This window comes from Paractinoplanes toevensis, assembly GCF_018332695.1.
GTDB classification, from domain to species: Bacteria; Actinomycetota; Actinomycetes; order Mycobacteriales; family Micromonosporaceae; genus Actinoplanes; species Actinoplanes toevensis.
In genome coordinates this window covers 94,347-121,169 of sequence record NZ_BOQN01000087.1, presented here as the reverse complement: position 1 = coordinate 121,169, position 26,823 = coordinate 94,347, and the positions used below count along the sequence as shown (strand labels likewise).

General features: G+C 72.8%; 30 protein-coding genes. 20 read left to right on the top strand and 10 right to left on the bottom strand.

What is annotated here, in order from left to right:
* The first annotated feature begins 26 nt into the window (after positions 1–26).
* The 6 genes from Ato02nite_RS33545 to Ato02nite_RS33520 all read left to right on the top strand — a co-directional run bounded on the left by Ato02nite_RS33545 (position 27) and on the right by Ato02nite_RS33520 (position 6,975).
* Positions 27–1,517, top strand: coding sequence for an NAD(P)-binding domain-containing protein (locus Ato02nite_RS33545; protein WP_213010687.1), 1,491 nt, complete (start codon positions 27–29; stop codon positions 1,515–1,517).
* Complete coding sequence (locus Ato02nite_RS33540) at positions 1,514–2,482, top strand: alpha-hydroxy acid oxidase (protein WP_213010686.1); 969 nt, start codon at positions 1,514–1,516, stop codon at positions 2,480–2,482. The genes Ato02nite_RS33545 and Ato02nite_RS33540 overlap by 4 nt, the downstream gene beginning before the upstream one ends.
* Positions 2,479–3,738, top strand: a complete 1,260-nt coding sequence (locus tag Ato02nite_RS33535) for a cytochrome P450 (protein WP_213010685.1) — start codon at positions 2,479–2,481, stop codon at positions 3,736–3,738. The genes Ato02nite_RS33540 and Ato02nite_RS33535 overlap by 4 nt, the downstream gene beginning before the upstream one ends.
* On the top strand, positions 3,735–4,976 hold the full coding sequence (locus Ato02nite_RS33530) for a cation:proton antiporter (RefSeq protein WP_213010684.1): 1,242 nt from the start codon (positions 3,735–3,737) through the stop codon (positions 4,974–4,976). Before Ato02nite_RS33535 ends, Ato02nite_RS33530 begins: the two co-directional genes overlap by 4 nt.
* Positions 4,977–5,038: 62 nt before the next feature.
* Positions 5,039–5,692: a response regulator transcription factor gene (locus Ato02nite_RS33525; RefSeq protein ID WP_213010683.1), complete on the top strand. Its 654-nt coding sequence runs from the start codon at positions 5,039–5,041 to the stop codon at positions 5,690–5,692.
* Positions 5,689–6,975 carry a sensor histidine kinase gene (locus Ato02nite_RS33520; RefSeq protein WP_213010682.1) on the top strand — a complete coding sequence of 429 codons (1,287 nt, stop codon included), beginning with the start codon at positions 5,689–5,691 and terminating at the stop codon, positions 6,973–6,975. Before Ato02nite_RS33525 ends, Ato02nite_RS33520 begins: the two co-directional genes overlap by 4 nt.
* A gap of 208 nt (positions 6,976–7,183) precedes the next feature.
* On the opposite strand, the gene Ato02nite_RS33515 is transcribed toward Ato02nite_RS33520, so the two are convergent.
* The gene (locus Ato02nite_RS33515; RefSeq protein WP_213010681.1) at positions 7,184–7,510 is read right to left on the bottom strand and encodes a winged helix-turn-helix transcriptional regulator; all 327 of its coding nucleotides are present in this window, start codon (positions 7,508–7,510) and stop codon (positions 7,184–7,186) included.
* 55 nt (positions 7,511–7,565) lie between these two features.
* On the opposite strand from Ato02nite_RS33515, the gene Ato02nite_RS33510 reads away from it, so the two are divergent.
* Positions 7,566–8,033 carry a group II truncated hemoglobin gene (locus Ato02nite_RS33510; protein ID WP_213010680.1) on the top strand — a complete coding sequence of 156 codons (468 nt, stop codon included), beginning with the start codon at positions 7,566–7,568 and terminating at the stop codon, positions 8,031–8,033.
* Here Ato02nite_RS33510 and Ato02nite_RS33505 read toward each other — a convergent pair.
* From Ato02nite_RS33505 to Ato02nite_RS33485, 5 genes are all read right to left on the bottom strand, one after another.
* Positions 8,011–8,367, bottom strand: coding sequence for a GntR family transcriptional regulator (locus tag Ato02nite_RS33505; protein ID WP_213010679.1), 357 nt, complete (start codon positions 8,365–8,367; stop codon positions 8,011–8,013). The two genes, Ato02nite_RS33510 and Ato02nite_RS33505, sit on opposite strands and share 23 nt — an antisense overlap.
* Entirely contained in the window at positions 8,367–9,749 is a 1,383-nt protein-coding gene (locus tag Ato02nite_RS33500) for an MFS transporter (RefSeq protein ID WP_213010678.1), read from the bottom strand. Before Ato02nite_RS33500 ends, Ato02nite_RS33505 begins: the two co-directional genes overlap by 1 nt.
* 77 nt (positions 9,750–9,826) lie before the next feature.
* Positions 9,827–10,336, bottom strand: a complete 510-nt coding sequence (locus tag Ato02nite_RS33495) for a hypothetical protein (RefSeq protein ID WP_213010677.1) — start codon at positions 10,334–10,336, stop codon at positions 9,827–9,829.
* Positions 10,333–12,132 (bottom strand): dynamin family protein, encoded by a 1,800-nt coding sequence (locus Ato02nite_RS33490; protein WP_213010676.1) that lies wholly within the window; start codon positions 12,130–12,132, stop codon positions 10,333–10,335. The genes Ato02nite_RS33495 and Ato02nite_RS33490 overlap by 4 nt, the downstream gene beginning before the upstream one ends.
* Positions 12,129–13,601, bottom strand: coding sequence for a dynamin family protein (locus Ato02nite_RS33485; RefSeq protein WP_246607741.1), 1,473 nt, complete (start codon positions 13,599–13,601; stop codon positions 12,129–12,131). Before Ato02nite_RS33485 ends, Ato02nite_RS33490 begins: the two co-directional genes overlap by 4 nt.
* Positions 13,602–13,804: 203 nt before the next feature.
* On the opposite strand from Ato02nite_RS33485, the gene Ato02nite_RS33480 reads away from it, so the two are divergent.
* The 4 genes from Ato02nite_RS33480 to Ato02nite_RS33465 all read left to right on the top strand — a co-directional run bounded on the left by Ato02nite_RS33480 (position 13,805) and on the right by Ato02nite_RS33465 (position 19,167).
* A complete protein-coding gene (locus Ato02nite_RS33480) occupies positions 13,805–16,426 on the top strand; it encodes a LuxR C-terminal-related transcriptional regulator (RefSeq protein ID WP_213010674.1) in 2,622 nt (873 codons plus the stop codon).
* Positions 16,423–16,962: a LuxR family transcriptional regulator gene (locus Ato02nite_RS33475; protein WP_213010673.1), complete on the top strand. Its 540-nt coding sequence runs from the start codon at positions 16,423–16,425 to the stop codon at positions 16,960–16,962. The genes Ato02nite_RS33480 and Ato02nite_RS33475 overlap by 4 nt, the downstream gene beginning before the upstream one ends.
* A gap of 140 nt (positions 16,963–17,102) precedes the next feature.
* The gene (locus Ato02nite_RS33470; RefSeq protein WP_213010672.1) at positions 17,103–17,951 is read left to right on the top strand and encodes a phosphotransferase; all 849 of its coding nucleotides are present in this window, start codon (positions 17,103–17,105) and stop codon (positions 17,949–17,951) included.
* A 46-nt stretch (positions 17,952–17,997) separates the two neighbouring features.
* Entirely contained in the window at positions 17,998–19,167 is a 1,170-nt protein-coding gene (locus tag Ato02nite_RS33465) for an NAD(P)/FAD-dependent oxidoreductase (RefSeq protein WP_213010671.1), read from the top strand.
* Here the strand turns inward: Ato02nite_RS33465 and Ato02nite_RS33460 are convergent.
* Complete coding sequence (locus Ato02nite_RS33460) at positions 19,112–19,378, bottom strand: hypothetical protein (protein ID WP_213010670.1); 267 nt, start codon at positions 19,376–19,378, stop codon at positions 19,112–19,114. The two genes, Ato02nite_RS33465 and Ato02nite_RS33460, sit on opposite strands and share 56 nt — an antisense overlap.
* A gap of 9 nt (positions 19,379–19,387) precedes the next feature.
* Between Ato02nite_RS33460 and Ato02nite_RS33455 the strand changes: the two genes are divergently transcribed.
* Both Ato02nite_RS33455 and Ato02nite_RS33450 read left to right on the top strand, forming a co-directional pair.
* On the top strand, positions 19,388–20,212 hold the full coding sequence (locus Ato02nite_RS33455) for a lysophospholipid acyltransferase family protein (RefSeq protein WP_213010669.1): 825 nt from the start codon (positions 19,388–19,390) through the stop codon (positions 20,210–20,212).
* A gap of 19 nt (positions 20,213–20,231) precedes the next feature.
* Positions 20,232–20,702 carry a hypothetical protein gene (locus Ato02nite_RS33450; protein ID WP_213010668.1) on the top strand — a complete coding sequence of 157 codons (471 nt, stop codon included), beginning with the start codon at positions 20,232–20,234 and terminating at the stop codon, positions 20,700–20,702.
* On the opposite strand, the gene Ato02nite_RS33445 is transcribed toward Ato02nite_RS33450, so the two are convergent.
* Positions 20,679–21,386, bottom strand: coding sequence for a hypothetical protein (locus Ato02nite_RS33445; RefSeq protein ID WP_246607739.1), 708 nt, complete (start codon positions 21,384–21,386; stop codon positions 20,679–20,681). The genes Ato02nite_RS33450 and Ato02nite_RS33445 overlap by 24 nt on opposite strands.
* Positions 21,387–21,509: 123 nt before the next feature.
* On the opposite strand from Ato02nite_RS33445, the gene Ato02nite_RS33440 reads away from it, so the two are divergent.
* On the top strand, positions 21,510–22,166 hold the full coding sequence (locus tag Ato02nite_RS33440) for a class I SAM-dependent methyltransferase (protein WP_213010667.1): 657 nt from the start codon (positions 21,510–21,512) through the stop codon (positions 22,164–22,166).
* Here Ato02nite_RS33440 and Ato02nite_RS33435 read toward each other — a convergent pair.
* The gene (locus tag Ato02nite_RS33435; protein ID WP_213010666.1) at positions 22,135–22,860 is read right to left on the bottom strand and encodes a VOC family protein; all 726 of its coding nucleotides are present in this window, start codon (positions 22,858–22,860) and stop codon (positions 22,135–22,137) included. The genes Ato02nite_RS33440 and Ato02nite_RS33435 overlap by 32 nt on opposite strands.
* A gap of 65 nt (positions 22,861–22,925) precedes the next feature.
* Between Ato02nite_RS33435 and Ato02nite_RS33430 the strand changes: the two genes are divergently transcribed.
* From Ato02nite_RS33430 to Ato02nite_RS33410, 5 genes are read left to right on the top strand one after another with little or no spacing between them, the layout of a single operon-like run.
* Complete coding sequence (locus Ato02nite_RS33430; RefSeq protein ID WP_213010665.1) at positions 22,926–23,159, top strand: hypothetical protein; 234 nt, start codon at positions 22,926–22,928, stop codon at positions 23,157–23,159.
* Positions 23,156–23,620 carry a Clp protease N-terminal domain-containing protein gene (locus tag Ato02nite_RS33425; RefSeq protein ID WP_213010664.1) on the top strand — a complete coding sequence of 155 codons (465 nt, stop codon included), beginning with the start codon at positions 23,156–23,158 and terminating at the stop codon, positions 23,618–23,620. Before Ato02nite_RS33430 ends, Ato02nite_RS33425 begins: the two co-directional genes overlap by 4 nt.
* On the top strand, positions 23,610–24,446 hold the full coding sequence (locus Ato02nite_RS33420) for an ABC transporter ATP-binding protein (protein ID WP_246607737.1): 837 nt from the start codon (positions 23,610–23,612) through the stop codon (positions 24,444–24,446). Before Ato02nite_RS33425 ends, Ato02nite_RS33420 begins: the two co-directional genes overlap by 11 nt.
* Positions 24,443–25,234 (top strand): ABC transporter permease, encoded by a 792-nt coding sequence (locus Ato02nite_RS33415; protein ID WP_213010663.1) that lies wholly within the window; start codon positions 24,443–24,445, stop codon positions 25,232–25,234. Before Ato02nite_RS33420 ends, Ato02nite_RS33415 begins: the two co-directional genes overlap by 4 nt.
* Before the next feature lie 47 nt (positions 25,235–25,281).
* A complete protein-coding gene (locus tag Ato02nite_RS33410) occupies positions 25,282–25,902 on the top strand; it encodes a hypothetical protein (protein ID WP_213010662.1) in 621 nt (206 codons plus the stop codon).
* Positions 25,903–25,938: 36 nt separating this feature from the next.
* Here the strand turns inward: Ato02nite_RS33410 and Ato02nite_RS33405 are convergent, their stop codons facing one another.
* Positions 25,939–26,391: a MarR family winged helix-turn-helix transcriptional regulator gene (locus Ato02nite_RS33405; RefSeq protein ID WP_213010661.1), complete on the bottom strand. Its 453-nt coding sequence runs from the start codon at positions 26,389–26,391 to the stop codon at positions 25,939–25,941.
* Between the two features lie 63 nt (positions 26,392–26,454).
* Here Ato02nite_RS33405 and Ato02nite_RS33400 point away from each other — a divergent pair, with 63 nt between their 5' ends.
* Positions 26,455–26,823 (top strand): VOC family protein, encoded by a 369-nt coding sequence (locus tag Ato02nite_RS33400; RefSeq protein WP_213010660.1) that lies wholly within the window; start codon positions 26,455–26,457, stop codon positions 26,821–26,823.

The following is a 26,823-nucleotide window of genomic DNA, read 5'->3' as shown; positions in this document are numbered from 1 at the left end:
ATTTCCGGTTCCTACCGTCAACGCTCGTGACGCTCGATTACCTGATCATCGGGGCCGGTCCGGCCGGCCTGCAGCTCGGCGCGCTGATGGAGTCCGACGGCAGCGACTACCTTGTCCTGGAAGCCGCCGACGGGCCCGGGGCGTTCTTCCGCACCTTCCCGCGGCACCGGCAACTCATCTCCATCAACAAGCCGCACACCGGGACCACCGACCCGGAACTGAACCTGCGCCTGGACTGGAACTCGCTGCTGGCCGAGGACGCGCCCCTGTTCACCGGTTACACCGGCCGCTACTTCCCGGACGCCGACGTGATGGTCCGCTACCTGGCCGACTTCGCCGCCAAGACCGGCGTCAAGATCCGCTACAACGCCCGGGTCACCCGCATCCGCAAGGACGGCGACGAGTTCCTCGTCTCCACCGGCGAGGAAGACCTCCGCGCGAAAAAGATCATCATGGCCACCGGAGTCTCCCGGATGAACATCCCCGAGATCCCCGGCATCGAGCACGCCGAACGCTACGACACCATGGACACCGACCCGGACGGCTACACCGACCAGCGGGTCCTGATCCTCGGCAAGGGCAACTCGGCGTTCGAGACCGCCGACGCGCTGATCGAGACCACCACCCTGATCCATGTGGCCGGCCCGCACGACGTCAAGTTCGCCTGGCGCACCCACTTCGTCGGGCACCTGCGCGCGGTCAACAACAACTTCCTCGACACCTACCAGCTCAAGTCGGCCAACGCGATCCTCGACGGCAGGGTGCGCGGCATCGACCGCGACGGCGACGACCTGGTGGTCACGTTCGCGTTCGCCCGCGTCGAGGAGGTCACCAAACAGCTGCGCTACGACCGGGTCATCGCCTGCACGGGGTTCGCGTTCGACGCGAGCGTCTTCGACGAGACCTGCCGGCCCGAGCTGGCCATCGACGACCGGTTCCCGAAGCAGACCGCGTCCTGGGAGTCGGTGAACGTCCCCGGCCTCTACTTCGCCGGCACGATCACCCAGCAGCGCGATTTCAAGAAGTCCACCAGCGGTTTCATCCACGGCTTCCGGTACGCGGTGCGCGCCCTGCACAAAGTCCTCACCCAGCGGTGGCCGGCCACCCAGCTGGAAACCCACGAGGTCACCGACGCGATCATCGCCCGGGTCAACCGCTCGTCCGCGCTGTGGCAGCAGTTCGGTTTCCTCGCCGACGTGGTCCTGCCCGACGGCCGCTACCTCGAAGAGATGCCCGTCGCCCTGTTCCACGAGCGGCACCCCGACGGCCTGGTCGTCACCCTCGAATACGGGCCCGACCACGACCAGGTCGACCCGTTCGACATCAGCGTCAGCCGGATCGCCCAGGACACCCCCGGCCAGGCCCACGACGCCGCCTACCTGCACCCGGTCGTGCGCGCCTACCGTGACGGGCAGCTGACCGGCACCCACCACCTGGCCGAGAACCTGGAGAACCGGTGGGACCGGCCCGACGTGCACGTCGGGCCGCTGGCCGCGTTCCTGACCCGGCACCGATGAACCCCGTCCACGCCGACTTCTTCGCCGGCGGTGCCGGCGAGGAACGCACCCTCAAGGCCAACACCGACGCGTACGCCCGGCGCCGGATCATCCCGCGGGTGCTGCGCGGTACCGGCCCCCGCGACCTGCGCACCACCGTGTGCGGCACCGACCTGTCGATGCCGGTCCTGATCGCCCCCACCGCGTTCCACCTGCTCGCCCACCCGGCCGGGGAGACCGGCACGGCGGCCGGGGCGGCCGCCGCCGGCACGGCGATGGTCGTCAGCATGGCCGCCACCCAGCCGATCGAGCAGATCGCCACGGCCGGCGCCACCCTGTGGTTCCAGCTCTACCCGCAACCCGACACCGCGTTCCAGGACGCCCTGATCGGCCGGGTCACCAAAGCCGGCGTGAAAGCGCTCGTCGTCACCGTCGACTCGCCGGTCCTCGGGCACCGCCGGCGCGACCTGCGCAACGGCTTCACCGACCTGCCGGACGGGCTGGCCTGCGCCAACATGGACGGCCGGGACATCGTCATGGACGCCGCCCTGGGCTGGCCGCACATCGACCGGCTGCGCGCCGCCACCGGCCTGCCGCTGATCCTCAAGGGCATCCTGCACCCCGCCGACGCCGCCCTGGCCGTCGAGCACGGCGCCGACGCGATCATCGTGTCCAACCACGGCGGACGGCAGCTCGACGGGGCCATCGCCACTCTCGACGCCCTGCCCGCCGTCCTCGGCGCCACCGGCGGGCGGATCCCGGTGCTGATCGACGGCGGGATCCGCACCGGCACCGACGTGCTGGTCGCGCTCGCGCTGGGTGCCACCGCGGTGCTCGTCGGGCGGCCGGTCATCCGGGGACTCGCGGCGGGCGGCGCTCACGGCGTACGGGAAACGCTGGAAACCCTGCGCGCCCAGCTGGACCACGGCCTGGCCCTGGCCGGAGCGCAGCGACCGGCCGACCTCACCCCGGACCTCATCACATGATCACCGTTCGCCTCCGGGAGTGGATCTTCCGGCGGGTCAACGGCACCGAAGGCATCCCGGTGCCCGGCCCGCTGGTCGGCGCCGAACACTTCGCGCAGGTCTACGCCGACCCGGCCGCCGACGGGCGCAGCCGCGGCGCCGGGCTGTCCGACCTGTTCTGGTACTGGCTCGCCCCCGGCCCGCAGATGCACCAGGAACACCTCGAACCGGGGGAGCGGTACCGCACCGTCGCCCGCACGACCCGCCAGGTCCTGGCCATCGGCCAGCAGCGCGGCGACGAACTCGCCACCGCCGCCACCGGCCGGGCAGTCAACGAACTGCCGACCACCAGGACCAGTCACGTCCGGCTGCGGGACCTGATGATGCCGATCTGGGCCGAGGTCTACTACGAACTCGTCTTCGGGTCACCGTGTCCACCGGAAACCAAAGACCTGATCGTCGCCAACGCCGACGACGTCGTCACCGCCCTGAAAGGCACCGGCCTGCGGCACATGGACCGCCGCGACCGGCTCACCCGTTACCTGATCGGCCGGCTCGAGGCCGGCACCTGCCCGGTCACCCTGCCCGCCGCCGACTTCACCGTCGAGGAGACCGCCTGGTATCTGCAGGGCGCGTTCTTCAACACCGCCGTCGTGCAGATGTCCGAGGCGATGGCGCACATCCTGCTCTGCGCCACGCTGCGCCCGATGCCGGTCGACGACGACGCCCTGGACCGGCTCATCGACGAGACCCTGCGGGTGCACCCGCTGTTCGGCATCGCCCACCGCATCACGTCCGCCCCGATCCGCGTCGACGACCGGGTCACCCTGCCCGCCGGTTCGGTGCTGCTGTTCAACTACCTCGCCTTCCAGCGCACCGGCCCGGCCGGCGACGACCGGTTCGACCCGGATCGCTGGCTGATGATCAAACGCAAAGAGGCCAACTTCATCCCGTACGGGGTGACCGCGAACCGGGCCTGCCCCGCCCGTGGTGTCGCGCCGGTGATGCTGCGCGCCGCCACCCGGGAGATCCTGCGGCACTTCACGATCGCGTCGTCCGCCGTGCACACCCGGTCGCTGCCCAGCCGCGGCCCCGCCTACCTGACCCCGGCCGGCCGGCCCGGACCCGGCCGGGCCCGGCTGGCCGCCATGCGTGCGCGGGACCGGTGGGCCGAGTTCGGCCGGTCGTTCAAACAGCTCGCGTACGGCACCTGGATGGTCGCCGACGCCCGCCGGCAACGCCTGTGCAGCACCTACTTCGAGGAGGTCGAGCAGTGACGCCCACCGAGCTGGCACCACGTTTCTTCATCGCCGTCGCGGTCATCCTGGTCTTCTGCAAATTCGTCTCCTGGCTGCTCGGCAAGGCCGGCCAGCCGCCGGTGGTGTCCGAGATGCTGGCCGGTGTCCTGCTCGGACCGTCGCTGCTGGGCCTGCTGCTGCCCGGCGTGCAGGCCGCCCTGTTCCCGCCCGCGCTCTACCCGATCCTGTACGTCGTCGGGCAGGTCGGCCTGGTGCTGTTCATGTTCCAGGCCGGGTACGCGTTCACCGGCCACCGGGTGCCCCGGATGGCCGGCACCGCCGGGGCGGTGTCGCTGGCCGGGGTCACCACGCCCCTGGTGCTCGGGGTGGTGCTCGTGGTGGTGGCCGGCAACGCCGTGGACATCCGCCCGGCCGGCATCCCGCTCGGCGTGTCCGCCGCGTTCGTCGGGGTCGCCCTGGCCATCACCGCGTTCCCGATGCTGGCCCGGATCATCACCGAACGCGGCCAGGCCGGCACCCGGCACGGTTCGCTGGCCCTGGCCAGCGGCGCCATCGACGACCTGGTCGCCTGGATCCTGCTCGCCGTGGTCCTCGCGTTCGCGTCCGGCGAACCCGGCCCCGCCCTGATCACCGCGGGCGGCGCGATCGCGTTCGGCCTGGTGTCGTGGCTGGCCGGGCCGCGCGTCATGGGCTGGTTGCTGGGCCTGGCCGAACCGATCCGGATGATCGCCGTGGTCGCCGTGCTGTTCCTGATCGCCTTCTACACCGACGAGATCGGCCTGTACGCGGTGTTCGGCGCGTTCGTCGTCGGCGCCGTCATGCCGCACGGCCCGGCCGCCGACAAGATCATCGAAACGCTCACGCCGGTCGCGTCCGCCCTGTTCCTGCCGCTGTTCTTCACGTTCTCCGGCCTGCGCACCGAGTTCGCCCTGCTCGGTGACCCGGCGGTGCTGCTGTTCGCGCTCGCCTGCATCGCTCTCGCGATCGCCGGGAAGTTCGGCGCCTGCTGGGGCGCGGCCCGGCTGCGCGGCGAACCCCAGGACGTCGCCCTGCGGGTCGGGGCGCTGATGAACGCGCGCGGCCTGATGCAGCTGATCGCCCTGAACGTCGGGCTGGAGGCCGGGATCGTCAACTCGTCGCTGTTCACCGTGCTGGTGCTGGTCGCCCTGGTCACCACGATCATGACCACGCCACTGCTCTCCTGGATCGAGCGCCGCCGCCCGGCGCCGGTGGCCCAACCCGTACTGATCGGATAGATTTTTGTTGAAAAAGCAACCTTCGGCTATGCAAACGCCGGTCGATCGACCAGGATCGATGAATGCGGCTCCTCTTGGTCGAGGATGACCCGGAATTGTCCGAGATGCTGACCGAAACCCTGGCCGACGAGGGCTACACCGTCGACCAGGCCTCCGACGGCCAGCGCGGCCTGCACCTCGGACTCACCCGGCCCTACGACGTCATGGTCATCGACCGGCTCCTGCCCGCCCTCGACGGCCTCGACCTGCTCGCCCGCCTGCGATCACGGGCCGTCCCGGCCCGGGCGCTGATGCTCACCGCGCTGGGCACCGTCGCCGACCGGATCGCCGGACTCGACGCCGGCGCCGACGACTACCTCGCCAAACCCTTCGACCTCGACGAACTCAGCGCCCGGCTGCGCGCCCTGTGCCGCCGCGTCCCCGACGCCGCCGGCGCGCTGCGCGTCGGCCGCGGCCTGATCGACCTGGCCGTCCGCGACGTCGTGCTGCCCGGCGGCGGGCGGATCGCGCTGAGCGCCCGCGAGTTCGAACTGCTGCGCGTGCTGGCCGCCCGGCCGCACCAGGTGCACTCCCGCGCCCAGCTGCGCACCCGCGTCTTCGACGAGGCCGCCGCCGCGTCCCTGGTCGACACGTACGTCTACTACCTGCGCCGCAAACTCGGCCGCGACGTGGTGCGCACCGTCCACGGCCTCGGCTACCGGCTGGGCGCGCTATGAACGCCGCCGAACGCGTCATCGTGTGCCGGGCGAGGCTGCGGATGGGCCTGTTCGTCGGCCTCGCCGTCGGCGCCCTGCTCACCCTCGTCGGCGCCATCGCCTACGCGACCCTGGTCGCCAGCCAGGAACGGCAGATCCAGCGGGAACTGTCCTGGGGCGCCAAGTACGGCAGCATCTCCGGCCCGGTCGGCTGCAACTGGATCATCCGGCTCGACGACGGCGTCGTACAGGCCGGCCCGGTCCCGCCGCCACCCGGCTTCCCGCAGCGCGCCGCCCTCGACCGGGTCGCCGCCGGCGGCCCCGCCGAGATCACCACCGTCGACGCGCCCGGCACCGTCTTCCACGTGCGCACCCAGGCCACCGCCACCGGCGCGGTGCAGGTGGTGTTCGACGCCCGCTACCAGCTCGCCGACCGCCGGCACCTGCTGTGGGCGTTCGCCCTGGCCGCCGGTTTCGGCCTGATCGCCGCGTCGGTGACCGGCTGGATCGTCGGGCACCGGTCGGTCGCCCCGCTCGCCGAGGCCCTCGCCCGGCAGCGCCGGTTCGTCGCCGACGCCAGCCACGAGCTGCGCACCCCCATCGCCCAGGTGCACACCCGGGCCCAGCTGATCGCCCGGCGCTCCACGTCGGCCCCGGCCGAACGCCGCGACCTGGAACGCCTGGTCGGCACCACCCGCCGGCTCGGCGAGATCGTCGACGAACTGCTGCTGTCCGCCCGGCTGGCCGCCGCCCCCGACGACGGCCCGACCCGCGAACCGGTCGACCTGACCGCCCTGGCCACCGACGCCGTCGCCCGCGAAGCCGCCCGGGCCACGGAACGGCAGGTCACGGTCAACCTGTCCACGCCGGGCGGCCCGCTGCCGGTCGCCGGGATCGTCTCCGCCCTGCACCGGGTGCTGGCCGAGCTGCTGTCCAACGCCCTGACCCACACCCCGGCCGGCGGGCAGATCACCGTCACCGTACGCACGGTCCGCGACACCGCCGAGGTGGTGGTGGCCGACACCGGCGACGGCTTCGACCCGGCCGACGCCGACCGGCTCTTCGACCGCTTCCACCGCGGCCCCGCCGCCGGCGACCGCCGCTTCGGCCTCGGCCTGGCCTTGCTCCAGGAGGTCGTGACCGGCCACGGCGGCACCATCACCGCCGACGGGCACCCCGGGCGGGGAGCCAGCTTCACCGTCCGGCTACCGCGCATCCCGGAACCGGCCCGCCACCCGGCCCGGCGCCGGCTGTGGCCGGCCCACCCCCGGGCCGCGACCCTGCGCATCCGCGAACGGCTCTAGACACTTTGGAGGCCGGCGGGTTGGGGTTGTGGGCTTGGGTCGGGCCCGCCCGCAGCGGGCGCGCGGAGGGTGGGTGGCACCTGCCGGGACCGCGTGCCACGGGACTGAGTCGGCGCGTACCGAAAGATCTTCCGCTTGAAAGCGTCCCGCCCTCCGTTTCGGGGAAGCTTGTTTTCTGGCATTGGCGGGACCTCGACCCGGAAGATCTCTAGACGGCGGTGCCGGTGCGGGCCGCGCGGGCCACACCCCAGTCGTACATCGCCTGCAGGACCGGGATCAGGGTGCGGCCCTCGTCGGTCAGGTCGTAGTCGACGTGCGGCGGGACCGTGCCGTGGTCGCGGCGGGTCACCAGGCCGTCGGCCTCCAGTTCGCGCAGCCGCTGGGTGAGCATCTTCTCGCTGATGCCCGGGGTGAGGCGGCGCAGTTCGCCGTAGCGGTGCACGCCCTCCTTGAGCCGGGCCAGGATCACGGTGCGCCACCGGCCGCCGACGACGTCGACGGTCAGCTCGACCGGACAGCTGTATTCCTTGGGCACGCACCATTATGTGCGTACTTGCGGGCACGGCGACGCCCCTGATGAGCTGATCCGCATGACACCGACGCTGTACGAGTGGGCCGGCGGCACCGAGGCGTTCGAGCGGCTCACCGACGCCTTCTACGCCCGCGTGGTCACCGACGACCTGCTCGGTCCACTGTTCGCGGGCATGTCGCCGGAGCACGCCCACGGTGTGGCGGTCTGGCTGGCCGAGGTGTTCGGCGGTCCGGCCGCCTACACCCGGGAGCACGGCGGCTACCCGCACATGGTGGCCAAGCACGTCGGGATGGCGATCACCGAGCCGCAGCGGCGCCGCTGGGTCAACCTCATCCAGGACGCCGCCGACGAGGCCGGGCTGCCCGAGGACCCGGAGTTCCGGGCGGCGTTCCTCGGCTACATCGAGTGGGGCACCCGGCTGGCCCGGCTCAACTCGCAACCCGGCGCCGATGTGGCCCGCGACGCCCCGGTGCCGCACTGGGGCTGGGGCGTCGCACCCCCGTTCAGTCCTGCAGCGCGGCCTTAACCAGGGCCAGCGCCGTCTCCGGCGGGATGCCCAGCGCTCGGGTGCGGTCGGCGTAGGCGGCCGCGGCCAGCTGCGCCTGCACGGACGTGCCGGTCGCCCGGGCGGTGATCACCGTGCCGGCCCGGCCGCGGGTCTCCACCAGGCCGGCCGCCTCCAGCTCCCGGTAGGCGCGGGCGACCGTGTTGGCCGCCAGGCCCAGGTCGGTGGCCAGGGCGCGCACCGGCGGGATCTTCGTGCCGGCCGGCAGGGTGCCGTCGGCGGCGAGCTCGGCGATGCGCCGCCGCACCTGGTCGTACGGCGGGGTCGGCGAGTCGGGGTCGATGTGGATGTCCATCAGAGCAGTCTGGGGGGTGTGTTGCCGGCGGCGACGATGGCGCGGCGGATCGGCACCATCGCCAGCAGCGCGCCGCCGACCAGGAAGAACACCACGAGGGAGATTATGCCGTAGCGGTAGCTGTTGGTCAGCTGGAACACCACGCCGAACAGCAGCGGGCCGAGCCAGCTGGTGCCCTTGTCGCTGATCTCGTAGAAGCCGTAGTACTCGCCTTCGCGGCCGTCCGGGATCAGCTGGGAGTAGAGGCTGCGCGACAGCGCCTGGCTGCCGCCCAGGACCAGGCCGATGGCGACGCCGAGCAGCATGAACGGCAGCGGTTCGCCGGCCGGCAGCCAGTAGGCGGCGACCACCACGCCCAGCCACAGGGCCAGGCTGAACAGGACCGTCTTGCGGGCGCCGACCTTCGCGGCCATCGCGCCGAGCAGCAGGGCGCCGCCGAACGCGAGGAACTGCACGAGCAGGATCGTGATGATCAGGGTGGACTGTTCGAGGTCGAGTTCCTCGGTGCCGTACTGGCTGGCCAGGGCGATGACGGTCTGGATGCCGTCGTTGTAGATCAGGTAGGAGAGCAGGAAGAACAGGGTCAGCGGGTACGCCCGGATGTTGCGGATCGTGCCGCCGAGCTGCCGGAACCCGTCGATCAGCACGTTGCCCCTGGCCTCGGTCGACTCGGCGCCGGGGTGTTCCTTCAGCCAGGCCAGGGGGATCAGGGTGAACGCCGCCCACCACACGCCGGCCGAGACGATGCACCAGCGGGCGATGTCCAGGGTGCGCTGGTCGTTGCCGTCGATCGACAGGATGGTGACGGCCACCAGGTTGAACGCCAGCAGCAGGCCACCGCCGAGGTAGCCGAGGGCCCAGCCGCGGCTGGACACCTTGTCGCGTTCGTCGGGGCCGGCCAGCTGCGGCAGGAACGAGTTGTAGACGACGATCGACGCGCCGCCGGAGATGTTGGCGATCAGGAACAGCACCCCGCCGAGCAGGTAGTTGCCGCCGGTGACGAACGCGAAGCAGACGGTGGCCGCGGCCGCGGTGAACGCGGTGGCGGCGAGCAGCGGTTTCTTGCGGGGGGTGCGGTCGGCGACCGCCCCCATCACCGGCAGGACGAAGACGGTGAGAAAGACCGAGAGGCTGACGACGTACGGGTAGAAGGAGCCCGCCGCGACCGAGATGCCGAGCGGGTGGACCCGCCCGGTGCAGTCGTCGGCGCCCAGCTCACATCCGGCGGCGACCTTGGTGACGGTGGTCAGGAACGGTCCGAGGAAGACGGTCAGGACGGTGGTGGAGAACGCCGAGTTGGCCCAGTCGTAGAAGTACCAGCCGGTGCGTTCCCGGCGGCCGGCCGCGGGTCTGTCGGTGGGGGTGCCGGTGGTCGCGGCCATCAAGTTCTCCCGGTCGTCGTTGCGTGGCGCGGGTCATATTGCCATCCCGCGACCGGGTGGTGGGAGGGGCCGCGTACTCAGTTCTGCTGCGACCACCACTTGGCGAGGGCGGCGGTGGCGGGGTCGTCGGATTCGGCCAGGGTGGCCCACGGGTCGGTGCCGGGCGGCAGGTCGGTGCCGGCGTATTCGGCGAGTTCGGCCGGCTGCACCGGGTCGGTGGTGCCGGTCTCGTGCAGGGCGGCCTGGATGTCGGCGAGGCCGAGGCTGCCGGTGTCGATCCAGGGGAAGCCGTCGACCGGTTCGGGCAGTTCGCCGACGTCGACGGCGGGTGGGAAGACGCTGTCGCTGAGCTCCGCCTCGGGCAGGTCGGGGGTGGTGTCGGCCTCCGGGGTGGGCAGCTCTGCCGCCGGGTGGTCCTCTCCGGCGTACTCGACGTGGTGGTCGTCGAACGGGACGTCCTCGTGGCCGGGGACCTCCACCTGATGGTCGTCCCAGGGCACGTGGTCGTCGACCTGGTGGTCGTCGAAGGGCAGCGGGTCGTGATGGTCGTCGCCGAAGTGGTCGGCGAAGTCGTGGTGATCCGTCATCGGTTCTCCTCGTCTTGCGGGACGGGCGTCAGGGCCCGCGCCCGGATCAGCACGTCGTCGGTGTGGCGCAGTTTCGCCCGTACGCTCTCCAGCTCGGTCTGGGCGGCCTGCCGGCGTTTCGCCCGGCCGGCGGCGTCCTCGGCGGCCGCCGCGTCGATCTCGGCGATGTGCGCGTCCAGGTCGCGCAGCCGCCGTTCGACCGCGTCGTCGACCGCGACGCCCAGCGCGTACTGCAGGTCGGTGAACCGGTTGGCGATCTCGTCGGCCAGGGCGGCGCGGGCCTCGCCGAGCACGTCGCGCAGCCAGATCCGGGCCTGCTGCCGGTCGGTCTGCACCCGGCGCCGCCACAGCACGTACCCGCCGGCGGCCAGGCCCAGTCCGATCCCGGCGACCGGGACGAGAACCCCGCCGACGGCCAGGGCGGACGCGCCGAGGATGGCGCCGCGGCCGGCCATGAACGCGATCCCGCCCGCGGACAGGGCGATCAGCATGTTCTCCCCGGACCCGTCGCGGGGCGGGGACGCGGCCAGGGCGTGCCGCAGGGTGGCGTTGAGCCGGCCCAGCATGCTCGCCCGTTCGGCCGCGTCGAACACCTCGGCCAGGACTTTCTCGGCGACCTGCGAGAACGTCTCCTCCAGGCGCTGCGACATGACCGCGGACAGGGCCTGCAGGTCGGCGTCGACGGCGTCGGGCAGTTTCGACAGGGTCTCGCCGCGGCCGGTGTCGATGCGCGCCGAGAAGTCCTGCTGCAGGGTGGCGATGTGGGTGCGCAGCCGGCCGACGGTCTCCACCCGGGCGCGCTGGGTCTCGGTGCTCAGCAGCAGCGTCCACTGCCGGGACTCGGTGCGTTTGCGGGCGGCCAGGGCGGAGCGTTCGGCGCGGACGGCGGCGCTGCGGGCCGGGTCGGCCTCGGCGGCCTGCACCTTCGCGGCGGCCGCGTCGACCAGGCGGGCCAGCTCGCCGCGGGCGGCCCGCAGCACGTTGGCCAGTTGCAGCTGGTGACCGCGCCCGGCCAGGTCGACCAGGGCGTGCTGCAGTTCGGCGATCTTCGACGCGTCGACCAGGGCGGCCTGTTCGCCGGGCGGTGCCTGGCGGGCCAGCTCGGCCAGCGACGACGACACCGGGAACCAGGGTGCCTCGGCGAAGCGGGGGGCGTGCGCGCGCAGCAGGGCCCGGTTGTCGTCGGCGATGCGCCGCCACCCCGGATACGCGTCGATCTTGGTGAGGGCGAAGACCACCGCGTCGACCCGTTCGCTCGCGGCGACCAGGAACTCGAGCTCCGGTTCGGACAGCGGGGCGGACGCGTCGGCGACGAACAGCAGCGCGGTGGCCCGGTCGACGGCGGCCAGGGCGACGGTGGCGTGGGCCGGGTCGAGGCCGCCGACCCCGGGGGTGTCCAGCAGCGAAAGGTATTGCAGCAGCGGCGCCGGATGCGACACCTCGATGCGGCGGGCCTTCTGCTCGCCGGTGGCCCACGCGCGCAGGTCGTCGACGGCGATCGGGGCGGCCGAGCCGGGCAGCCAGGCGTTCACCGCGAACGGGCCGGGGACGAACTGCAGGTAGGTGGCGGTGGCGACGGCCGCGTCCACGGGGGACAGGCCGGGTACCCCGAGCAGGGCGTTGATCAGCGAACTCTTGCCGCGTTTCGTCTCGCCGACCACCACCAGCGACGGGCGGATCAGCTCCCGGCGGCGCAGCTCGGCCAGGTCGGCGCCGGCGTCGGGGTCCTGCGAGCGCACGTAGGCGAGGGTGTCGCGGACCGCGGTGTCGAGGGTTTTCGTCAGGTCGCCGGTCATCGGGTCACCTGCTGGGCGAGCAGGTGGAAGCCGCGGTGCACGACCTGCGCGATCCGTGACTGGGCCGGGCCGGCGCCGGCCACCGCGTACACCCGCCACCGGTTGGCGGCCTCCCGGGCGGCGGCGGCGAGCTCGTCGGCGTTCGCGTGCGGGCGGCGCAGGATCCACCGGGGGTCCTCGGAGGTGGCCAGGCGGGTCAGCTCGGCCTCCCAGTCGGCGGGCAGCCGCACCGCGCCGGTCGCCACCCGCTGGGCGGCGTCGAGCAGCCGCAGCCGGTGGTAGGCGGGGTCGCGCAGCAGCCGTTCCACGGCGTCGCGCAGGATCTCCCGGTCCTTCTCGTCGCGGGCGTGCCCGGCGAGCCGCTCGAGCCGGGCCAGGGCCCAGCCGGCCTTGATCGCGTCGGCCCGCCACCGGAACGACTCGTCCAGGGTGTGCCGCAGCCGGGGGAAGCCGGACGCGGCGACCAGCCGCCGGATCAGCTCGCCGGTGCTCAGCTGCGGCTCGGCCGCGTACTGCGCCAGGGCGAAACCGATGCCGTACAGGTCGAGAAGGGTCAGCAGCCGTTCCCGGCGGGCCGCGTCGACCGGGGCCGGCCGCGACCGGAACAGGTCGACCGAGGCGAGCAGCACCCGCAGCTGCTCGACCGGCAGTTTCGCCAGCTCGCGCAGGGCGGCGCCGTCGGCGTCGGTGAGCCGGCCGGCCTCGGCCGTCTCGGCCAGCAGGGCAACGACCGGAACGACGTCCGAGACGGTACGCGACAGCAGCGCGGCCTGCTGCTCAGCGAGGGGGCCGGCGATCGGCCACGGGTCGCCCGGCCCACCGGCCAGGGTGTCGACCTTGCCGAACACGCCGAGCGCGTTGATCGGGCTGGACGCCAGCCGCGCCGAGGAGTCCCGGAACGCCTCCAGGGCGCGCACGTCGTCGGCCCGCACCGCCTGGGTGAACACGTAGACGACCGCCTCGGCGGCGGCCACCTCATGTGTGGACGCGGCGTCGATGTCGGCGTCGAACGGGGCCGTGGACACCCCGACCGCCTCCTCAGCCCGGGCCGACACCACCGTGTCGGTGGACGCGAGGCCGGGCGTGTCGACCACGGTCAGATCGCGCAGTTTCTCGCTGGTCAAGGTCACGTCCACGTACGCCACCCGGGCGGACGGCACGCCGAGACGCTGCGGGATCATGCCGTCGTCGTCGAGCGGGAGGCTGCGCCGCTGCCCGTCGCGGCACACCACGTCGACCCGGTCGGCCGGTCCGTACCGGAAGCGCGTGACCACTCTCGTGCATTCACCCACCGCCGTGGGCGCCACCCGCCGCCCGATCAGGGCGTTGACGAGTGTCGACTTTCCGGCTTTCAATCGACCGGCAATAGCAACGCGTAACGGCTCGCCGAGCCGGTCGCGGATCTGTCTGAGCTGGTTACCGGCCTCTATACCGGTCCGCGCGGCCATCTCGTCACAGAGAGTCGCCACGCTTGAACTGAGGGGGCCGCTCACGACGACTCGTCAGCCGTGCACACTGTCGGCGACAATGGCAAGACCACGGTCGTCACCTCGACCCTTCCGCTGCGGCGGGCGGGCCGGGTGCCCGCCACGGCACAGCCTACGGATGACCGTGCGGCACGGGATCCCGTGTTCGTGCCACAGCCGACCGACGCGAAGGGGAAGGGGCCCAGGTGGCGGAAGATCTTGACCCGCTTGCCTCCGCCGCTGCCCTGCTGCACCGCCCCGCCCTGGTCGTGCTCACCGGCCCGCCCGGCAGCGGCCGCACCACCGCCCTGCGCCGCCTGAGCGCCGAGGTCGCCGGGCCTGCCCACACCGGCGGTGGCCTGGCGATGCTGCGTACCACCCCGGCCCTGGCGCTGTCCCGGGCAGTCCGGGCCCGGCTCCCGGCCGACGACGTGCACCTGCTCGCCGAGGCCGTCCGCTCCCGGGTGCGCGGCGGCCTGCTGGTCCTCGACGACATCCAGTACGCCGACGCCGCCACCCTGGCCGCGCTGCCGCTGCTGGCCGCCCACTGCCGGGTCCTGGTCGCCCTGCGCACCCCGCACCGGCTGCCCGAACCGGTCGTCGAAGCGCTCCGCGCGGCCGCCGCGGCCTGGCTGACGGTGCCGCCGCTGGGCCCGGTGGCCGCCCTCGACCTGGCCCGCCGCACCGCCGGTGGGCTGCCCGAGGACGCTCTCGCGGCGGTCGCGGCCCGGGCCGGCGGAAACCCCCTCGCGATCACCGCGCTGGCCCGGCAGGCCGCGGCGGGCCGCGCACCCGGCGGCGCCGGCATCGACCAGGTGGCGTACGCCATCGCGACCGCCCTCGCCGACCTGCCCCGCCCGGCCCGTACCGCCCTGGCCGCCCTGGGCCTGCTCGGCCGGCCCGCCCCCGCCGCGCTGCTCGGCCCGGGCGCCGCCGACCTGCACGCGGCCGGCCTGATCACCGCCGGTCCGGGCGGCGAGCTGACCCCGGTGTCGACCTATGTGGCGGAGACCGCCGCCGGCCTGCTCGACGCGGCCGGCCGCGTCGAGCTGCACACCCGTCTCGCCGAGCTGACCCCGCCGGCCGAGGCGGCCCGGCACCTGGCCGCCGCCGGTGATCTCGCCGGCGCCCACCGCAGGGCCCTGGCCGCGGCCGACCGCACCACCGGCGGGGAACGGGCGGCGCTGCTGCTGTTCGCCTGCGACCTGGACACCCCGATCGACCCGCGGGTGCGGCTGGCCGCCGCCGACGCCGCCCTGACCGCCGGGCGGGCCGCCGCGGCGGCGAAGGTCCTGACCACCGGCACCCCGCTCGGTGTCGAGGCCGACGTGCTGCGCGGCGAGGCGCTGCTGCAGGCCGGGGCTCCCGCCGCGGCGCGGGCCGCGGTTGCGGGTGTGCCCGACGCGTCACCGGCGCCGGTGCTCGCCGCCCGCGACCGGGTTCTGCTGCTGGCCGAACTGGCCGCCGACCCGGTGTCCGCCGCCGACCTGGCCGGCAAGATCAGCGCCCGCTATCCGCACCCGCCGCAGGGCGTGGCCGCGGCCGTCGCCGCCGTGCACGCCACCAACCGCACTCCGGGCTGGGACGCGGCGCTGTACGCGGCGGCCACCATCGGCGGCGACCCGCTGATCACCCGTTTCAGCGCCTGGCTGCTGGTCGAGCACCTGGTGGCCGACGGGCAGCTGCTCGACGCGGCCACCGCCGCTCTCGGCGCGGCCCAGGAGTGCGCCGCCGGCCTGGCCTACGGCTGGCAGACCCGCTTCGAGGCGGCCGCCGACTGGGCGACCGCCCTGCACGGCACCCTGTCCCCGCCGGCCGTTGCGCCCGACGCGGGCCAGGCCGGCTTCGGCCCGTCGGCGCCGGGGACGGCGGAGCCGGCGGCCATGCACGCCGCCGGTAGCGGCGTGCGGAGCGTTCGGGCCGCTCAGGCCGGCGCGGCGGCGGGTTCGGGTGATCTCCAGGGAGAACGGTCCGACCGCGTACCCCAAGAAAGCGGACAGCGGGCCGCCCAGGCCGACCCCGACGAGATCTTCCGGCGGAGCGCCAACCTGACCGACCGGGCCATCCCCGACGAGGCCCGGGGTTACGCGGCCGCGGCCGCGGCGCTGATCGAGGCGGACACCGGGTTGCTCGGGGCGGCCCGGGCCCGGCTGGACGGCGCGCCCGTGCACCCGGCTGTCGGATGGGTGACACGCGAGACCGCGTGGCTCGACGGGCAGCCGGACCGCGCGGCCAGGGAAACGCCTGGTGACAGCCGCGGGCTGCTGGCCGGGTTGCATGCGATCACGGCCCGCTGGGCCGCTTTCGATCTCGGCGCCATGGGCACTCCGCCCATCCCGCCGGGTTTACCGACTCCCGCGCGGCGCACTCTGACCGCGTGGGCGACCGGTACCGGGTTCACGGCAGCCGCCGACGGGTGGCGGCCCGTCGCCGTCAGGGAACAGGTGCGGTGCCTGCTCGCGGCCGGCCTGACCGAAGCCGACCCGGACCGGGCCGTCGCCGCGCTGCTCGACGCCGAGCGGCTCGCCGACAACGCCGGACTGACCGTGCTCGCCGGGCGTGCCCGGCGTGGCCTGCGCCGGCATCACATCCACCGTGACACCCGCAGTCCCCGCTCCGGAAACCAGCTCACCCGCCGGGAAACCGACGTGTTGCGCCTGGTCGCCGCGGGCGAACCGACCCGGCGCATCGCCGGGCAGCTCGGCATCTCCGCCGAGACGGTCGACACCCACATCCGCGCCGGTATGCGAAAGCTCGGTGCCCGCACCCGAACGGAAGCCGCCGCCCTCGCCTTCGCCACCCCTGAGATACACAAGGAACGCCGGTGACCAGACAGCCCGACGCCCCTCGCCATGTCGTCGCCAGCCCCGGCGACGCGGACACCGTCATACGCCGCCTGATCCGCGACGGATGGGTGGCCCGCGACGGGTTCGCCCTGCCCGACCCGGCCTGGGACGTCACCGGTAACCGCCTGGTGCTGCACGGCCGCATCACCGACGCGGAAACGTTGCAGCTGGCGGTTCTCGCGGCCGCCCGCGGGGCGGGCGTGGTCGCGATCTGTGACGCCGAGTCGATGCTGGGGAGGGCGCTCGTGGACGATCTGTCCAGGTTGGGTCCGGTGCGCCAGGGTGCGACCCCGGAAGCGAACGACGGCGGCGGCAACGCGGTCGCCGACCTGGTCCCGGAGCAGCGTGCCCTGCTCGACCGCCTGGCGGCCGGCGACACGATCGCGGCGGCCGCGGCGGCCGAGTTCCTGTCGCTGCGCACCGCGAACCGGCGCATCGCGGAGGCCCGGGCCCTGTTCGGCGTGCGCACCACCCGCGAGGCGGTCCTGGCCTACCTGCGCCAGCGTGGCCCCAACTAATGGGGATGTCGTCGCGGGCGGCATCGACTAGGGTCTCTTAGCCGACACCGCGGTGCGGCCGGGCAGGTTAGCGTCTGCCGGAGGAAATCTGTTCGCCGTCACGAGTCGGGGGCCGTCGTGACCTTTGCCGGGCAGCGCCCGTGACCACCCAGGCGTGGCCGAAGTCGGCGCGCCTCGACGCGCCGCGGGTTCTCGACCGCATCTTCGCGATCACCGGGGTGCGCCTGGTCCTGGAAGGACCGTGCCCCGGCGGCGAGGTCGGCGCGGCGTACGTGCGATGGCCCGACGGCCGGCGATCCGTGCTCACCGCGGCCCGCACCCAATGCGGTCCCCTCGCCGACCGGGCCCGGGCCGCCGGGGTGCCGACCGCCCGGCACGAGTTGACCGCACGGGTCGACGGGGTCCGGGTCGTGGTGCAGCAGCGCCTGCCCGGCACCCCACCCGACTCGTTCGACGCCGGCCTGGTCGCGCAGCTGCTGCAGGTCAACGACCGGCTAGCCGGGGTGCTCGCGGCCGAGCCGTCACCCCAGCCAGCCGAACTGCACCTGACCGGTGACGGCCCCGGCTTCTGCCTGCACGGCCCCCTCGAAACCCACAGCCCCCGATCCGCCCGCCTGCTCGAGTGGGTCCGCTCGGTCGGGGAGTCCTGCGGTACCCACATGATCGGCGACGACCTGGTCCACATGGACTTCCACCACGGCAACGTGCTGGTGTCCGGCGGGCGGCTCAGCGGGGTCGTCGACTGGGACGGCGCGGTCCGCGGCGACCGGCACTTCGACCTGGTCACGCTGCGCTTCTACCTGGCCGCGATGGCTCCCGAACTGGCCGGGCCGGTCGACGAACGCCTCACCCTGCTCTCGGCCCGCCGGCGGCGGGCCTACTGGGCCCACATGAGCCTGCGGCAGGTCGACTGGTCCATCCGCCACCACGACGCGGCCACCGTCGACCGGTGGCTGACGGTCGCGGAACAGGGCATGGCCGAGCGGTGAGGCCGACGATCGCCGGCGCCTCGAACGCCTGCCACGCGGCCCGCCGATGAAGCCGGTCGTCGTGGTCGGCACCGGGATCGTCGGCGCCTCGATCGCCTATCACCTGGCCCGTCGCGGTGTTCCGGTCACGGTGATCGGCCGGGACGCCGGGGTGACCGCCTCGTCGTTCGCCTGGATCGGCGGTGACGAGGGTGGTGACTGGCCGGGCGGGGCGGCTGATCTGGCCGGGCTGGTCCTTGCCGACTGGCGGCGGGTGCAGCGGGAGGTTTCCGGGATCGGGGTGCGGTGGACGGGCTCGCTGCGCTGGCCGATCACGGCGGAGGAGGCCACGCAGGCGGAACCACCTGGGCCGGCTGTGCCGGTCTCGGCTGTGCCTGGGTCGGCTGTGCCTGGGTCGGCCGTGCCTGGGTCGGCCGTGCCCGAGGAGGCTGGGCTGATGTTTCTCGGGCAGCCGATGGGGGCCGGGGGCCGGCTTGTCGGGCCGGAGGCGATAGCGTCGCTTGAGCCTCATCTCCGGACATTTCCGGAACAGGCGGTTTATCGGCCGGGTGATGGCGGGGTGGATCCGGTGCGGGCAGCGCGAGCGTTCCTTCTTGCGGCCCGCGATGCCGGGGCTCGGGTGGTGCCGGGAGCGACCGCGGTCGAGGTGAGCACCGCCGGGGTCGGGTCGACGGCCGGGTTCCATCCGGCGTCCACCGTGGTGCTGGCGGCCGGGACGGGCAGCGTGGCGCTGGCCCGGCGGGCCGGATCGGCATGGACGGGTCAGCAAGCCGGATCCGGCGAGGCGGTGGCGCGGATGGCCGGGACCTCGCCGGCAATGTTGGTTCGGGTGCGGGCTCGGCGGGCCGGTCTGGTGCGCGGCATCGTGGTCGGGCCCGGATTCGAGGTGCGGGAGGTTCGGGAGCGGGAGCTGCTGATGGCGGCCTCACTCGGGGACACCTGGTCGTGGAGCGATCTGCGGGACACGGCCGGGCAGGCTCTCGGGCATCTGCGGACGGCTTTCGGTGACGGGCTGCGGCCGGTGGGCTGGCGGGTCGGGGTGCGGCCGATGCCGGTGGGCGGGCCGGTGATCGGGCGGCTCAGCCCGTACCTGTATGTGGCGGTGATGCACTCGGGCGTCTGCCTCGCGCCCAGCGTGGGCCGTCTCGTGGCGTCGGAGATCAGTTCCGGCGCCGCCGCGCCGGAACTGGCGCGGTGCCGGCCGCCGGCAGGGTGATGGCCCAGTTGCCGCCCCAGGCAGTGTTGTCGGCGGCGTAGCCGCCCGGGCGGGTGAGGGCTTCGCGCAGGTCGGCGGCCCAGCCGAGTTTCCGTTTCCGGTCGAGCCAGGTCAGGTCGCCGATCCCAAGGCCGGCCCGCTGCGTGGTGACGCACTCGCCGCCTACGCGCCGGACCGCCCCACGGCCGTTGCAACCGGGCCGTGTCATCATGGCGGCCTTATGGAGAGTTCTACCTCGCGGGTGCCGCCGATGTGGCGGTTCATGCTGGCGCTGTCGCGGATCGTCGTGCTGCCGCTGTGCCGGTTGCGGGTGTCCGGGGACGTGCCCGCCGACCTGCGTACCGGTGCGCTGATCCTGGCCGCCAACCATGTCAGCCCGTTCGACCCGATCGTGATGACCGCGGCCTGCCACAAGATCGGTATCGCGCCGCGGATCCTGGCCACCGGCGGTCTCTTCGACGCGCCGATCGCGGGGGCCGCGATGCGCGCCGCCGGGCACATCCGGGTCGACCGGGGCACCAGCCGGGTCGCCGACGCGCTGCCCAGTGCCGCCGACGCCCTGGCCGGCGGGGCGATGGTGCTGGTCTACCCGGAGGGCCGGATCGGCCTGGACCCGTGGATGTGGCCGGAGCGCGGCAAGACCGGGGTGGCCCGGATGGCCGCCGCTTCGGGCGCGCCGGTCCTGCCGGTGGCGCAGTGGGGTGCGCACGCCGTGCTGCCGTACAACACGCCGAAGAAGCTGGTCCGTTCGATCCTGCGGGCGATGCTCCGCCGCCCGGTGGTGCACGTGCGGTTCGGCGAGGTGCCGGTGGACCTGTCGTCGGTGACCGGCACGCCGGGTGCCCGGGCGATGAAGGCCACCCGCCTGATCATGGAGGGCATCGACGCCACCCTCGCGCGGCTGCGCGAGGGCGAGATGGAGATGCCGGCTGTGGTCGACGAGACCCGCACCCCCGATTTCACCCGGGTGCGGCCGCGGCCGGGCCGGGTGCTGCCGAAGCTTCCCGAGCAGCCGCTCGGCGACTCGCAGAGTGCCTCCGCCTGACGGATGAGATCATCGGAGGATGGGGTTCTTCGGAACGTACCTCTACGACGGCGAGCAGTGGCATGACGCCGACCCGGACAGCCGGCCCACCCACGGCGGGCCGTGGATGCTGCTGGACATCCACGACAGCGATTTCACGGTCGTCACCTACGATCCGGCGCCCAGTGGTGCCGGCATCGCCTATCTGGGGGTGACCCCGCGCACCTACTTCGAGGACGAGGGCGCCTCGGCGCCGACCGACGTCTTCCGCGAGGCGGCCGGCCTCGCGGCCTGGTGGGTGGCGGTGCACCCGGGCGGTGACGCCCTGGCGAAGGAGGAACAGATCGTCACCTTCCTCGCCCAGGACGTCGACCCGGAGGACGACGACCTCGACGACGGTGACGAGCAGGACGTGGACGATCTCGACGACGCCGAGGTGTTCGTCGAGGTGAAGACCGCCCGTTTCCTGCGCGCGCTGGACCTGCCGTTACCGGCCGACCTCGACACCTGACCCGCCGGCCTCACCGAGCTCGGCCAGCCGCGCCTCGACCTCGGCCAGCTCGGCCCGTAACCGCTGGGCTTCCTTTTCCGCCTCGGCCCGCTCGGCGGCCAGGATCTGCTCGACCGCCTCCTGCACGCCGGGCACGTCGACCAGCGACACCATCCGCAGCGCCTCGGCCGGGCGGATCACATAGGGCTTCGCGAGGGCCTTGCTGCCCTGGGCGGCCGCCACGGTCCACTCACCCTCGCCGTACGCCAAGGTGACCGTCAGACCCGGCGCCGGTTTCGTCTTGGCCGGGCGCGGCGGGGTCGATTTGCGGGGTGCCGGGGTCGCCACCGGACCATCTTCGCTCTTCACGGGCTCGGCGACCGGCGCCGCCACGGGTTTGTCGAGCAGAAATTCCGGTGCCGGCGGCCCGGCCGGAGCGGGCACCGGCGGCGGTGGCGCGGCCTTGCGGGCGGTCGCGCCGCGCGGGGCGACCTGCAGGTCAGCGGGGGAGAAGGGCAGCTCGTCGCGGCCGAATTTCACCACCACGAACTCGTCGGACTCCGCCGGATCGCCCAGCGACACGACCTGGCCGATCTGGCCGGCGATCTGCCCCGCCGACTCGGTGAACTGCACCCGCGGCTTACGCCCGGCGGTCACCCCGTCGCGGATCGCCGACAGCTCTTCGGTGCTCAAACCCCGGGCCACGCCACTCTCCGATCATTCGAACGCTTGTGCCAACAGTTTTAGCAGGGGGCACCGACACTTTCGCCGTACGCCCCGCGATCTTGCCAGAGAAATTTGATTGCCCCCGCCGATAGCGTCATCGACATGGACCAGTTGACCGAACAGCGGGAGTACTACCGGCACCGCGCGGGGGAGTACGACGAGTGGTGGCAGCGCCGCGGCCGCTACGCCCTCGACGACCAGGCCCGGCAGCACTGGTTCGCCGACATCGACGAGGCCGCGCGGGCCCTGGAGGCCTTCGACCCGGCCGGTGACGTGCTGGAGTTCGCCGCCGGCACCGGCTGGTGGACCGAGCGCCTGACCCGGCACGCCACCCGCATCACCGCGGTCGACGCGCACACCGAGACCCTCGATCTCAACCGGGCCCGCACCGCCCGCACCGGCCGCGTCACCTACGTGCAGGCCGACATCTTCACCTGGACCCCACCGGCCCAGCAGTTCGACGTCGTGTTCTTCAGCTTCTGGCTCTCGCACATCCCCGACGAGCACCTCGACCGTTTCTGGCAGCAGGTGGCCACCGCCCTGCGCCCCGGCGGCCGGGTCTTCCTGCTGGACAGCTACCAGCCCGCCCGCATCGACGGTGACCTGCAGCAACGCACCCTCAACGACGGTCGCACCTACCAGGTGATCAAGCGTTACTGGCAGCCCGCCGAGCTGGAAGCCCTACCCGGCTGGCAGCTGACCGCTCGCGTCACCACCCACGGCGCGGTCATTCACGCCCACGGGGCGCCCGAGCGGTAACGCAATACTCCCGCCCGGCCGGGTCCCGCAATGTCGTCCAGTCCCCGGGGACCCGCCGCACGACGGTCGCACCGAGTTCCACATGCCGCGCCACCTCGGCATCAACCCCATCACAGGCAAAATCCAGGTGTACGCCGACCGGCCCCGACCCGATCCGCTGCACCAGCAACCGCAGTGGCAACGCCGGGTCACCCTGCAGGAACGCGAACTCCGGCAGATCCGACTTCGCGCGCTCCCAGCCGGTCAAGCCCGCCCAGAACTCGTACTCGTCGTCGTAGTCCGCCGCCGGAACATCCAGGCACAACTGATCCACGATGCTGCTCTGCCCGCCCGGCCACCGCACCGGCCGCGGCCGGAGCGCCTCCCCGTCCCACCGCACCAGGCAGAACGGCACACCGGCGGGGGAGCGCAGCACCACCAGGCCGGGCTCGGCGAAGACGACCCGCGCGCCGAGCGCCTCGGCCTCGCCGGCTGCCGCCGGCACATCGGCCACATGCAGATCCACATGCGATCCGGGATAGGGCGACCCGATCACCTGTACGCGCAGACAGGCGTCCCCGTCCGCCGGCAGCAGGGTCGCGAACGTGCCGCCACCGCGCCGCTCGGACAGCCGCGTGCCGGTCACCGCCAGCCAGAACGGCTCCACGTCCGGGTCGGGGGAGTCCAGGAACCCGGTAATCCACAGCACGCGCATCCCACGACCCTAACCTAAGCAACCCAGGTTGACTAAGGCGAAGATAAGCAACTACGGTTGCTTACATGTCCGTGGAAATACCCGCCTCCGGGGAGGTCGCCGACCGGCTCGCCGCCATCGGAGCCCTACGCCACCTCGCCGACCGCCTCGAAGACACCGCCGTCGAAGAAGCCATGCGAACCGGCTGGAGCTGGCCCCAGGTCGCCGAAGCCCTCGGCGTCACCCGCCAGGCGGTCTACAAAAAACACGCCCAGCGGCTCATCGCCGCCGGCGTCACCCTCAGGAGGCGCTCCGGATGAGCACCGTCGACCACTATCTCAACCACATCCTCACCACCGCCGCCGACGAAGCCCGCACCGACGGCACCACCACCATCGAAGCCCACCACCTCCTCCTCGCCATCGCCCGCGACGGCTCACCCGCCCTCACCGCCGCCGGACTCGACCACACCACCATCCGCACCGCCCTCGACCACGAATTCACCACCAGCCTCGCCGCCGCCGGCGTCCACCTCGCCGGCGCCCTCCCACTACCGACCACACCACCCACCGGCTCCCCGCAACTCGGCACCACCGCCCGAACCGCCCTCGAACGCGGCCTCGCCACCGCCCGCCGCAAACGCGACTGCACCCCCGCCCACCTGCTACTCGGCATCCTGCTCACCCCCGTCGGCACCGTCCCCCGAGCCCTCGACCTGGCCGGCATCGACCGCACCGCCCTCACCGACGCCGTCCGCCGGGAAACCACCGATGACCACTGACATCAACGTCACCGGCCTGCACATGCGCTACGGCACCACCGACGTCCTGCACGACATCACCTTCCACGCCCAGCGCGGCGACATCCTCGCCCTGCTCGGCCCCAACGGCGCCGGCAAAACCACCACCATCGAAATCCTCGAAGGCCTCCGCGCCCGCACCACCGGCCACGTCGACGTCCTCGGCGCCGACCCCGCCCACGCCGGCGAGGACTGGCGCGCCCACATCGGCATCGTCCTGCAAACCTGGCGCGACCACGGCAAATGGCGCCCCCGCGAACTCCTCACCCAGATCCGCGCCTACTACCCCCACGGCTGGAACCCCGACGACCTGCTCACCCTCGTCGGCCTCACCGACCAGGCCAACCAGAAGATACGTACGCTCTCCGGCGGCCAACGCCGCCGCCTCGACCTAGCCCTCGGCATCATCGGCCGGCCCCGAGTCCTCTTCCTCGACGAACCCACCGCCGGCCTCGACCCGGCCGCCCGCCACGACTTCCACCACCTGATCCGCGGCCTCGCCACCGACCACCACACCACCATCCTGCTCACCACCCACGACCTCGCCGAAGCCGAACGCATCGCGACCCGCGTCCTCGTCCTCGACCACGGCCGCATCCTCGCCAACAGCACCACCCGCGAACTCACCGGCCACGACGAAGTCCGCTGGACCCTGCACGGCACCCGCCACACCCGGCCCACCGACCACCCGGCCCGGCTCATCCACGACCTCTACCGCGACCACGGCGACCACCTGCACGACCTCGAAATCCACCGAGCCACGCTGGAAGACACCTACCTGGCCCTCACCCGCCGGACACCCCGATGAACCGGGCCCTGCGCGCCGGCCGATCCCGCGGCCTCATCGAACTACGCCAGTCCGTCACCAACCCTGGCGACCTGCTCAACCACATCCTCTGGCCGGCACTCATGCTCATCGCCCTGTGGTTCCTGCGCGACCGGCCCTTCGGCCCCGCCCTACTGCCCAGCATCCTCGGCATGAACACCGCCATGGCCATGGTCAGCATAAGCCAGCACCTGGTCGCCGACCGCGACGACGGCACCCTGCTACGCGCCAGAACCACCCCGAACGGCATGCTCGGCTACCTCACCGGCAAACTCATCTCCGTCTCCGGCGGCCTGCTCCTCGACCTGGCCATCTTCCTGCTCCCCGCCCTGCTGCTGGTCCACGGCCTGACCACCGACCGGCCCACCACCTGGCTCACCCTGCTCGCCATGCTCACCCTCGGCCTGGCCGCCACCCTGCCCACCGGCGCGGTCCTCGGCTCGATCTTCGACAGCCCCCGCAGCCAGGGCCTACTCACCCTGCCGATCCTCACCGTCATCGGCATCTCCGGCATCTTCTACCCGATCACCGCCCTGCCCGGCTGGCTGCAGGCCGCCGCCCAGACCTTCCCGATCTACTGGCTCGGCCTGGGCATGCGCTCCGCCCTGCTGCCACCCGAAGCCGTCACCACCGAGATCGGCGACTCCTGGCGCCACCTGCAAACCATCACCGTCCTCGGCACCTGGGCCACCATCACCCTGCTGATCGCCCCCACCGTCCTACGCCGCATGGCCCGCCGCGCCACCGTCCCGACCCGCCGCGCCACCTGACGGGGGAGACGCGACCGAGGGGGAGTGGCCGGCTCTACTCTCGGCCGGTGAGCTTCAGCGGGTTCGCCAACCACGTCCGCAATCCCGCGCTGCCGCACAAGCGCCGGGTCTCCGCGCTGCGCTCGTGCGTGCAGCTGTACCGCCCGATCGGCTTCGAGGCCACGCTCAGCTTCCTCGAAGAGTTGGCCGGACCGTTCCACCGTGATGACGGAGCACTGCTCCGCGCCCTCGACCATCTCGCGGCGAGCCGCGCCCTCTGGCACGACGACCTGCGAAGGTATGCCGCAGAACGCCGCACGGCGAAGCAGCGCGGCCACCGGACGCCCCGCCGAGACGACCGGAACCCCAACCGCGGTCCGGCGATCTGGTACGGAGCGTCGCAGCGGGCGGCTCTGCACGCGCTGACCTACTGGCGCCGCAGCCGGCTTCCCGGATTGCTCACCTGGAACGATCCGGGCGCGAGCGAGATCGACGCCTGCGTTTCCGCCGCCTTGGCGAACGGCGGCCCGCTGTCGGCCGAGCAGCACCGCCGGCTCAACGACACAGCCCAGCGGTTGCGCGAGCGCCTCGACGCAGACCTCTACAGCCAGGACAGCCTCGCGTACTTCCGGGTAAGGGATCTGCTGCTCGTCGCCGGGTTCGTGACGAACGCGACCACACCGGCCTGATATCGATAATCTTCCAGGTCGATAATCGACATTATGTCAACTAGAAGGGGTCTGGAGGGAGCGGATCATGCTCTGCAGGGCGGCGTACGCGGCTGACTGCTCCGCATCGGTCATCCCGCTCAGCATTCTCACCTCGACGGAGCGGACCGCGGCGGATGCCTTCGCGAGGCTTCGCCGGCCGCGGGGCGTGAGCCGGGCCGGCAGAACCTTGCCCACGGGTGCCTCCGCCGGCCTGGTCACATAGCCGTCCCGCTCCAGGGCCTGAAGCAACACGTTCATCGACTGCCTCGTCACGAACGCCCCCCGCGCGAGCTCGGAGTTCGACAGGCCGGGACGTTGCGCCAGCAGCTCGAGACACGAGTAGTGCGTCACCGTCATCCCCAGCGGCCGCAGCACCGCCTCCATGGCCGCCCGGAGCGCGCTGGACGCCTCTTTCAGCAGGTAGCCCAGCGATGTCTCCAGGTCGACGCCGGCCTCATCTTGACTCATGTCAGCAGTCTGACATACCTTGGTGGATGTCAGAAAACTGACACGACTCGAAGGAGCAACCCGATGCCGGTCACCGGACCCGACTTCATCTCCCTGCAGGCGAGCGATCTGCACGCGTCGCAGGCGTTCTACGAGCAGTACCTCGGCCTCGTCCGCTCGCCGGTCGGGCCCCCGCACGCCGTGGTCTTCGAGACGAAGCCGATCGCGTTCGCCCTGCGCGACATCGTGCCCGGCACCGATCTGGCGTCCGCCCCGCAGCCCGGCATCGGTGCGGCGATCTGGCTGCACGCCACCGACGTCCAGGACATCCACGACGCCCTTGTCGCCGGCGGCCACACCATCGTCTCGGCGCCGATCGACGGACCCTTCGGCCGCACCTTCACCTTCGCGGATCCCGACGGCTACCAGATCACGCTCCACGACCGGGCATAG

What these genes read in the sequence shown, in the direction of transcription:
- Ato02nite_RS33540 (WP_213010686.1), top strand. Translation starts at nt 1,514, where the DNA reads ATGAACCCCGTCCACGCCGACTTCTTCGCCGGCGGTGCCGGCGAGGAA.
- Ato02nite_RS33535 (WP_213010685.1), top strand. Translation starts at nt 2,479, where the DNA reads ATGATCACCGTTCGCCTCCGGGAGTGGATCTTCCGGCGGGTCAACGGC.
- Ato02nite_RS33525 (WP_213010683.1), top strand. Translation starts at nt 5,039, where the DNA reads ATGCGGCTCCTCTTGGTCGAGGATGACCCGGAATTGTCCGAGATGCTG.
- Ato02nite_RS33520 (WP_213010682.1), top strand. Translation starts at nt 5,689, where the DNA reads ATGAACGCCGCCGAACGCGTCATCGTGTGCCGGGCGAGGCTGCGGATG.
- Ato02nite_RS33510 (WP_213010680.1), top strand. Translation starts at nt 7,566, where the DNA reads ATGACACCGACGCTGTACGAGTGGGCCGGCGGCACCGAGGCGTTCGAG.
- Ato02nite_RS33505 (WP_213010679.1), bottom strand. Translation starts at nt 8,367, where the DNA reads ATGGACATCCACATCGACCCCGACTCGCCGACCCCGCCGTACGACCAG.
- Ato02nite_RS33500 (WP_213010678.1), bottom strand. Translation starts at nt 9,749, where the DNA reads ATGGCCGCGACCACCGGCACCCCCACCGACAGACCCGCGGCCGGCCGC.
- Ato02nite_RS33495 (WP_213010677.1), bottom strand. Translation starts at nt 10,336, where the DNA reads ATGACGGATCACCACGACTTCGCCGACCACTTCGGCGACGACCATCAC.
- Ato02nite_RS33490 (WP_213010676.1), bottom strand. Translation starts at nt 12,132, where the DNA reads ATGACCGGCGACCTGACGAAAACCCTCGACACCGCGGTCCGCGACACC.
- Ato02nite_RS33465 (WP_213010671.1), top strand. Translation starts at nt 17,998, where the DNA reads ATGAAGCCGGTCGTCGTGGTCGGCACCGGGATCGTCGGCGCCTCGATC.
- Ato02nite_RS33460 (WP_213010670.1), bottom strand. Translation starts at nt 19,378, where the DNA reads ATGATGACACGGCCCGGTTGCAACGGCCGTGGGGCGGTCCGGCGCGTA.
- Ato02nite_RS33455 (WP_213010669.1), top strand. Translation starts at nt 19,388, where the DNA reads ATGGAGAGTTCTACCTCGCGGGTGCCGCCGATGTGGCGGTTCATGCTG.
- Ato02nite_RS33450 (WP_213010668.1), top strand. Translation starts at nt 20,232, where the DNA reads ATGGGGTTCTTCGGAACGTACCTCTACGACGGCGAGCAGTGGCATGAC.
- Ato02nite_RS33440 (WP_213010667.1), top strand. Translation starts at nt 21,510, where the DNA reads ATGGACCAGTTGACCGAACAGCGGGAGTACTACCGGCACCGCGCGGGG.
- Ato02nite_RS33435 (WP_213010666.1), bottom strand. Translation starts at nt 22,860, where the DNA reads ATGCGCGTGCTGTGGATTACCGGGTTCCTGGACTCCCCCGACCCGGAC.
- Ato02nite_RS33430 (WP_213010665.1), top strand. Translation starts at nt 22,926, where the DNA reads ATGTCCGTGGAAATACCCGCCTCCGGGGAGGTCGCCGACCGGCTCGCC.
- Ato02nite_RS33425 (WP_213010664.1), top strand. Translation starts at nt 23,156, where the DNA reads ATGAGCACCGTCGACCACTATCTCAACCACATCCTCACCACCGCCGCC.
- Ato02nite_RS33420 (WP_246607737.1), top strand. Translation starts at nt 23,610, where the DNA reads ATGACCACTGACATCAACGTCACCGGCCTGCACATGCGCTACGGCACC.
- Ato02nite_RS33415 (WP_213010663.1), top strand. Translation starts at nt 24,443, where the DNA reads ATGAACCGGGCCCTGCGCGCCGGCCGATCCCGCGGCCTCATCGAACTA.
- Ato02nite_RS33405 (WP_213010661.1), bottom strand. Translation starts at nt 26,391, where the DNA reads ATGAGTCAAGATGAGGCCGGCGTCGACCTGGAGACATCGCTGGGCTAC.
- Ato02nite_RS33400 (WP_213010660.1), top strand. Translation starts at nt 26,455, where the DNA reads ATGCCGGTCACCGGACCCGACTTCATCTCCCTGCAGGCGAGCGATCTG.